At 66.7% G+C, this 6,703-nt stretch carries 7 protein-coding genes; 3 read left to right on the forward strand and 4 right to left on the reverse strand.

The features are described 5' to 3' along the window. Positions 1-113: 113 nt before the first annotated feature. A complete protein-coding gene (locus IT779_RS30655) occupies positions 114-1,283 on the reverse strand; it encodes a pyridoxal phosphate-dependent aminotransferase (protein ID WP_196152943.1) in 1,170 nt (389 codons plus the stop codon). A 146-nt stretch (positions 1,284-1,429) separates the two neighbouring features. Between IT779_RS30655 and IT779_RS30660 the strand changes: the two genes are divergently transcribed. Beyond that, on the forward strand, positions 1,430-2,425 hold the full coding sequence (locus tag IT779_RS30660; RefSeq protein ID WP_196152944.1) for a M23 family metallopeptidase: 996 nt from the start codon (positions 1,430-1,432) through the stop codon (positions 2,423-2,425). A gap of 40 nt (positions 2,426-2,465) precedes the next feature. Here IT779_RS30660 and purD read toward each other — a convergent pair whose 3' ends face one another. After that, the gene (gene purD / locus IT779_RS30665; protein ID WP_196152945.1) at positions 2,466-3,731 is read right to left on the reverse strand and encodes a phosphoribosylamine--glycine ligase; all 1,266 of its coding nucleotides are present in this window, start codon (positions 3,729-3,731) and stop codon (positions 2,466-2,468) included. Positions 3,732-3,944: 213 nt separating this feature from the next. Between purD and IT779_RS30670 the strand changes: the two genes are divergently transcribed. Both IT779_RS30670 and IT779_RS30675 read left to right on the forward strand, forming a co-directional pair. Continuing rightward, the gene (locus tag IT779_RS30670; protein ID WP_196152946.1) at positions 3,945-4,322 is read left to right on the forward strand and encodes a PH domain-containing protein; all 378 of its coding nucleotides are present in this window, start codon (positions 3,945-3,947) and stop codon (positions 4,320-4,322) included. An 86-nt stretch (positions 4,323-4,408) separates the two neighbouring features. Further along, positions 4,409-4,834, forward strand: a complete 426-nt coding sequence (locus IT779_RS30675; RefSeq protein ID WP_196152947.1) for an HIT family protein — start codon at positions 4,409-4,411, stop codon at positions 4,832-4,834. Positions 4,835-4,906: 72 nt separating this feature from the next. On the opposite strand, the gene IT779_RS38620 is transcribed toward IT779_RS30675, so the two are convergent. Together IT779_RS38620 and IT779_RS30680 are read right to left on the reverse strand one after the other, a co-directional pair. Continuing rightward, the gene (locus IT779_RS38620; RefSeq protein ID WP_269781675.1) at positions 4,907-5,089 is read right to left on the reverse strand and encodes a DUF6011 domain-containing protein; all 183 of its coding nucleotides are present in this window, start codon (positions 5,087-5,089) and stop codon (positions 4,907-4,909) included. A gap of 171 nt (positions 5,090-5,260) precedes the next feature. Beyond that, the gene (locus IT779_RS30680) at positions 5,261-6,163 is read right to left on the reverse strand and encodes a DUF3800 domain-containing protein (protein WP_196152948.1); all 903 of its coding nucleotides are present in this window, start codon (positions 6,161-6,163) and stop codon (positions 5,261-5,263) included. Positions 6,164-6,703 lie beyond the last annotated feature (540 nt).

Below are 6,703 nucleotides of genomic sequence, written 5' to 3' on the forward strand. Positions count from 1 at the left end.
TCGTCATCAGTTCATCCGTGCGAATCGATAGTGGAAACCCAGCCACTGGATTTTCTACCCCATCTGCGCGGCCCGTGGGACCAAGTGTGCAAACTTGTTGCCTTACTTGGCGTTCAAGCGCTCAGGTAGCCACCCAACCGTACCAGCGCCGCTTCGATCTCGGTGGTCGCCCCGGCGAAAGAGAAGCGAACGGTGCGATGACCGGACGCGGTGTCGAAGTCGATTCCGGGTGCGAGCGCCACTCCGGTGTGCTCGAGAACCCGCGCGCACCAGGCACGGGAGTCCTCGGTGAGATGGCCGATATCCGCGTAGACGTAGAAGGCTCCGTCGGCGGGCGCGAGTTCGGTGATCCCCAATTTCGGCAAACCGTCCAACAAAAGGCGGCGATTCGCGGCATATCGCCGAACATGCCCGTCCAGTTCGGTTTTGGCGTCCGGGGTGAACGCGTGCGCCGCCGCGAACTGTGAGACGGCGGGCGGGCACACGGTCATATTCGACGCGAGCCGTTGCAGCGCGGGCCGCAGATCCGCGGGCACGAGCATCCAACCCAAACGCCACCCGGTCATCGAGAAGTACTTCGACACCGAGCCGATCACCACCGCGGCGCGGGAAGTCTCCCACGCGGAAGTGGTGCGATTGTCGGAATCCGCGCTCTCGTAGGTGATGCCGTGATAGATCTCGTCGGAGATCAGCAAAGTGCCGTTCGCCTCACACCAGCGGGCCAGCGCGGCCAACTCGTCCGGCGCGATCACGGTCCCCGTCGGATTCGCCGGACTCGCCACCACCAGGCCCGCGGGCGGCTCCGGCAGCGCCTCCAACATCGCCACCGTCGGCTGGAACCTGGTCATCGGGCCGCAGTCGAGCTCGATCACCCGGCAGCCGAGCGCGGTCAGGGTGTTGCGGTAGGCGGGATAGCCGGGCCTGGCAACGACGACGGTGTCGCCCGCGTCGAAAGCGGCAAGGAAGAGCAAAGTGAACGCGCCGGAAGAACCGGTCGTCACCACCACCTCCTCCGGGTCGACGGAGTAGCCGTAGGTCTCGCTGTGATGCCGCGCGATTGCCTCGCGCAGCGTCAAGATTCCGAAAGTCTCTGTGTAGCCGAGCAATTCGAGGTCGATGGCGGCCTTGGTCGCGCGCAGGACCGGTGCGGGCGCGGGCGTGGACGGCTGTCCGGCGGCGAGCACGAGGACATCGCCGTGCGTTCGGGCGCGCTGGGCGGCGGCCTTCCACACATCCATCACGTAGAAAGGTGGGATGGTCGATCGGCGAGATTCTCGAGACACCTGTCCGACGGTAGACGGTCGGAGGTCGGCGCACTCGGCCGACGCCGCGATATCCCCGCGACCCGCCCGACCGCAGGCGATGTCACACCCGGCGCGCCGACGCGCGAGATTTACCCCGCGTGTGCCGCGCCACTAGGCTCTGACCGATGCTTGAAGACGCTCGGCGGGCGACGCTGGAACGAGTACGTGGAGTGGGCGGTATCGGCGTCATTCCACGGAACCGGCGTGCCGCGTCCGAGCGCACCCCGCGAAGTTTCGTGGGCGAACTCACCACCGCACCCCGCCGACTCACCGCCGCCCTGCACGGACTCGCGACCGCACCGTCCCGATTACGCGACCTACCGCGCCCCGACCCGCGAGCCCAATGGCGGCGACTACGCGAAGTCGACCACCGCGCGCTGCTCCGGAAACACCGCGTACTGCTCGTCGGCCTGCTGGCCGTGATCATCCTCGCCGCTGCGGATTCCCCCGTCACCTGGGGCGTCTCGGACCAGACACCCGACCCGGACCGGGCCCAACGCGTCGCCTTCGCCTACCCGCAGCAATTCCAGTCGACCCCGCCCTCGGTGCGCCGCTACCTCAACGCCATCGCCAACGGCGAACGCATCCGCGAGCAGGCCGTGGTCGCCGCCGCCGCTCGCGCCACCCTGGAACGAGCGCGCGCCGAAGCCGCGGCGGCCGTGGCGGGCGAACGCCAGGACTGGATGAACGTGGGCGTCGCCCCCCTGCCCCCCGGCTCGATCGCCCCCGGCGTCGGCGGTTTCGTCCTACCCGCCCGCGGCGCGTTCACCTCGGGATTCGGTTCCCGATGGGGCACCTTCCACAACGGCATCGACATCGCGGGCCCCATCGGCACCCCCATCTACGCGGTGGCTGCGGGCACCGTGATCGACGCGGGCCCCGCCCAGGGTTTCGGCCTGTGGGTGCGCATCCGCCACGACGACGGCGCCATCACCGTCTACGGCCACATGTACGACTTCTTCGTCTCGGTCGGCGAACGAGTCCCGGCGGGCATGCAGATCGCCCGCATGGGCAACCGAGGCGACTCCACCGGACCCCACCTGCACTTCGAGGTCATCCAGAACGGCCAGCACGTCGACCCCGCCGCCTGGCTGGCCCAACGTGGCCTCGGGCTCAACTAGGTCCGAAAGCGGGCCGAGTCCGGCGGCCTGGTCGAGCGCTTCAGACGCTGATCCTCGACTCCACCGCGGCCAGACCGATATCGGTGCGGAAGTGGCTTCCGGTCAGCTTGATCCGCGCGATCCGCGCGTACGCGTTGGCGCGCGCGGCGGCGAGATCCGCGCCCGCACCGACCACGCTGAGCACCCGCCCGCCCGCCGAGACCAGCGACCCGTCCCGCAGCTCGGTTCCCGCGTGCAGCACGGCGGCCTCGTCCTGCACGGTGTCCTCGGTTCCGCTGATGACATCCCCGATACGGGGGCGGCCGGGATAGTTCTCGGCCGCGATCACCACGGTGACGGCAGCGCCATCCTGCCAGCGCGGCGGCGCGACCTGCGCGAGCGTGCCGGTGGCGGTGGCGTTGAGCAGTTCGCCCAACGGCGACTCCAGCAGCGCGAGCACCGCCTGCGTCTCGGGATCGCCGAAGCGGCAATTGAATTCGACCACCGCCGGACCTTGCGCGCCGATCGCGAGACCCGCGTACAGCAGTCCGGAGAACCCGCTGCCACGTCGCACCAACTCGGCGGCCACCGGCTTCACGACCTCGTCGACGATCACATCCACCGTCGCCGCGGGCAGCCACGGCAGCGGCGTGTACGCGCCCATGCCGCCGGTGTTGGGGCCGGTGTCGCCGTCGCCGACGCGCTTGTGGTCCTGCGCGGGCAGCAGCGGCACCACGGTCTCGCCGTCGACCAGGCAGAACAGCGAGACCTCCGGCCCGTCGAGGAAGGATTCGAGCAATACCGGATGGCCTTGTTCGAGCAGTTCGGCGCCGTGGTCGCGGGCGGCGGAACGGTCGGCGGTGACGACGACGCCCTTACCGGCGGCCAGGCCGTCGTCCTTGACCACCCAGGTCGGGCCGAAACGGTCCAGCGCGGCATCCAGATCGGCCGGGGTGTCCACGATCTCGCTGTGCGCGGTCCGCACACCCGCCGCCGCCATCACGTCCTTCGCGAACGCCTTCGAACCCTCGATGCGCGCCGCGGCGGCCGACGGGCCGAAACAGGCGATGCCCGCGGCACGCACCGCGTCGGCGACGCCGAGCACCAGCGGCACCTCGGGCCCGATCACGACCAGATCCGCGCCGAGTTCCTGCGCCAGCGCCACGACCGATGGCCCCGAGGATGCCTCGACCGCCCGCACCTCCGCGTGCTGGGCGATGCCCGCGTTCCCCGGCGCCGCGAACAACGCGGTGACGGCCGGGTCCTTGCGGAGGGCGAGGACGAGGGCATGTTCACGGGCTCCTGAGCCGATGACGAGTACGCGCACGGCGTTCAGCTTAGGTGCAGGCGCCGCCGCCGCGAGCCGGAGCCCGTTACCAGCGAATGACGAGCGACCGACATCTGCGCGAACGCCCGCGTGACCGCGCGAAATCCGTTGCCGCCACACACCCCTCACTCCGCAGGAACGTGGATGATGGATATCGGCGCGACATTCGGTCCGCGCCGACCGTTTTCCGACGCGGCCGAAGGGTGTGCAGCGATGGGCCTGATCGACGGACTCATGGGCAATGCGGGGCGAATCGATCCCACGCGAGCCCAACAGGAATACGTGAAACTGATGGGCAACGGCGAAGAGATCTACGCCGCCTACCTGCTGGTTCGCGACGCCATGCTGTTCACCAACCGGCGCCTGATCCTGGTGGACAAACAGGGACTTTCCGGGCGCAAGGTCAGCTATCACAGCATCCCCTACCGCTCGATCACGCATTTCTCGGTGGAGACCGCGGGCACCTTCGACCTCGACGCCGAACTGCTGATCTGGCTCTCCGGTTCCGACACGCCGGTGCAGAAACGCTTCAACCGCCAAGTCGACATCTACGAAGTGCAAGGCATCTTGTCGCACTACGTCGCCGTGTAGTGGGGCGCGCGGCGGGCCGATGAGCAGACCGCAGCGGAACCGCTCCACCCACCCGTAGGCCCGCACGCGCGTTGTAGCCTGCGGGCATGGCATCTGTGTTCAGCGCGATCATCGCCGGTGACCTCCCGGGCCGATTCGTCTGGGAGGACGACGAATTCGTCGGCTTCCTCACCATCGCCCCCGTCACCCCCGGCCACACCTTGGTCGTGCCGCGTCGCGAAATCGACCAGTGGCAGGACGTCGACGGCGAAATATTCGCCCGACTCACCGGTGTGGCACAGAAGATCGGCCGAGCCGTGCGCACCGCATTCGACGCACCGCGCGCGGGCCTGCTCATCGCAGGCCTCGAGGTCCCCCACCTGCACCTGCACGTCTTCCCCGCTTTCACCATGGGCAATTTCGACATCTCCGGCGCCGACCCCAACCCCTCCCCCGAATCCCTCGACGAAGCCCAAACCAAACTCAAGACCGCTCTGCGCGACCTCGGATACGAAGCAAACGTCCCGAACTGAACCGACCGGTCCGGTTCGCCCGCGAACTCCCAGCGACCTCAGCGAGCGAACCCGGACCCGCCCGCCCCCGCCTCAGGCCGCAACCTCGAACAAGGTCAACTCCCGCGACGACGCGGCACGCTCTTCCGCCCGCTCCCTGATCTCACAAGTAGGCCCAACCCCTTTCGCAACCGACTCCGGCGAAACCAGCCATCCCCCACACCGCCGACAGTGCGCGACAAGCCGCACCGTAGGACGCTCATTCCCGACGGCCATACCATTTCTCCTCGGGCCATTCAGCTACAACCCGAGTCTCACACACCCCACCGACAAGTCCCGCCCCTCAAAATCCACGTGGCGCCACCGCAAGTCTCCCGGGTGCACGCGTGGCCGTCCAGCCTTGTCCACAGCGTGCTCCCTGGCATACCTCCGCAAGGGATGGGGCGTCTAGATCGTCACGGGCACCACGCTTGTATGTGCCTGCCGACGGCGCTCCAATGAATCCCTTCGCTCAGCATCGAATTCGCAGTCTTTGTAGAGCAGCAACGAGGGCTGGTTGTTGAGATTGTCCCTGACGACAACACCCCCGGCGTGCCGCCCATGGGCTCCCACGTACCGGTGCTCCAGCAGCCGCAGCCGCGAGCCGAAGCGCTCCCGAATCTCACCGTAGCTCTCGTTGATATGAATATTGCTGATCAATCCTTGCGAGTACGCGAAACAGGCCATCGGAAACAGCAGTGCTGAAACAATGAGATCAGCGATCTGCAACGCGACATGGGCGTCGGAATGTCCGAAGACCGGACTCTCGACCAGTCGCGGGTAGGGATTCCCTCCAACACGGAACCGCTCCGTCGTGATCCGGTGAACGGATGGGACGTTCTTCACCTTCGTTCTCGCGTCGAGAATGATCGCTCCCGAAGTATCGGCAGCTCGCGACTGCGCTTCGAGCTGTTCGGCGATCCCGGCAACGGTGACCGCATAGACCCAACGGGCAAGTGGCGCTGTTCCTTTGATGTGAATTTTGCCGACCACCTTCGCGTTGCTGTCCTCGAGCAGGTCGAGGGTGTCGTTCAGTAGCGAGTAGACCGCGCGCCGGGCGTTTCGTCCGCCATCGCGGACCGCCTTGCGCAGGTCCGCCCCCTTGATCTCGTGAGTGATCAGATCGCTCAACTTGACCGTGGGCTTGGCTAGCGCAGGCCGGTACTTCTTCTTGAGTTGTAGGAACTTGTAAACCAAGCCGTGAACCCGCTGGTTATCGACAACCAGTCCGGCGATGACAAGAGCAGGCGTATCGGTCGCGGTTCGGAGAGCCTGCTCGTCACCCGACTCGTCGAGGTAGCACAGAAGCACCGGTCAATGTTCGATGATCATGGTCGCAAGACACAACTAAGGCCACCCCCGAAAGGATGGCCTTAGGATCTGCCGCACAGTGTGCGACGCTTGCTTATGCATAACCGATAATGCCAAGTTCGGAACCCGGTTGCAACCTCATCACTCACGACGTGCCGATCCGCGCTTCTCCGGGACGACACGATGGACCAACGGGCCGGACGGCGCCCTGCCGGACGGCCGGCCATCTACGGTGCGGCGCGGGATATCGAGATGGTGCGAGACGTCGGCGGGCGTGAACAGGGCGTCCCCCCTGACGACCTTTCGCTTACAAAACCGGCAGAGCCTCAATTCACCGAGGTCCGCGGGTCGAGAGCCCCCTGTCAGGATTGAACTGACGACCTTTCGCTTACAAAACCGGCAGAGCCTCTATCCACCGAGGTCCGCGGGTCGAGAGCCCCCTGTCAGGATTGAACTGACGACCTTTCGCTTACAAAACCGGCAGAGCCTCTATCCACCGAGGTCCGCGGGTCGAGAGCCCCCTGTCAGGATTGAACTGAC

The sequence above is a fragment of the Nocardia bovistercoris genome (assembly GCF_015674855.1).
GTDB classification, from domain to species: Bacteria; Actinomycetota; Actinomycetes; order Mycobacteriales; family Mycobacteriaceae; genus Nocardia; species Nocardia bovistercoris.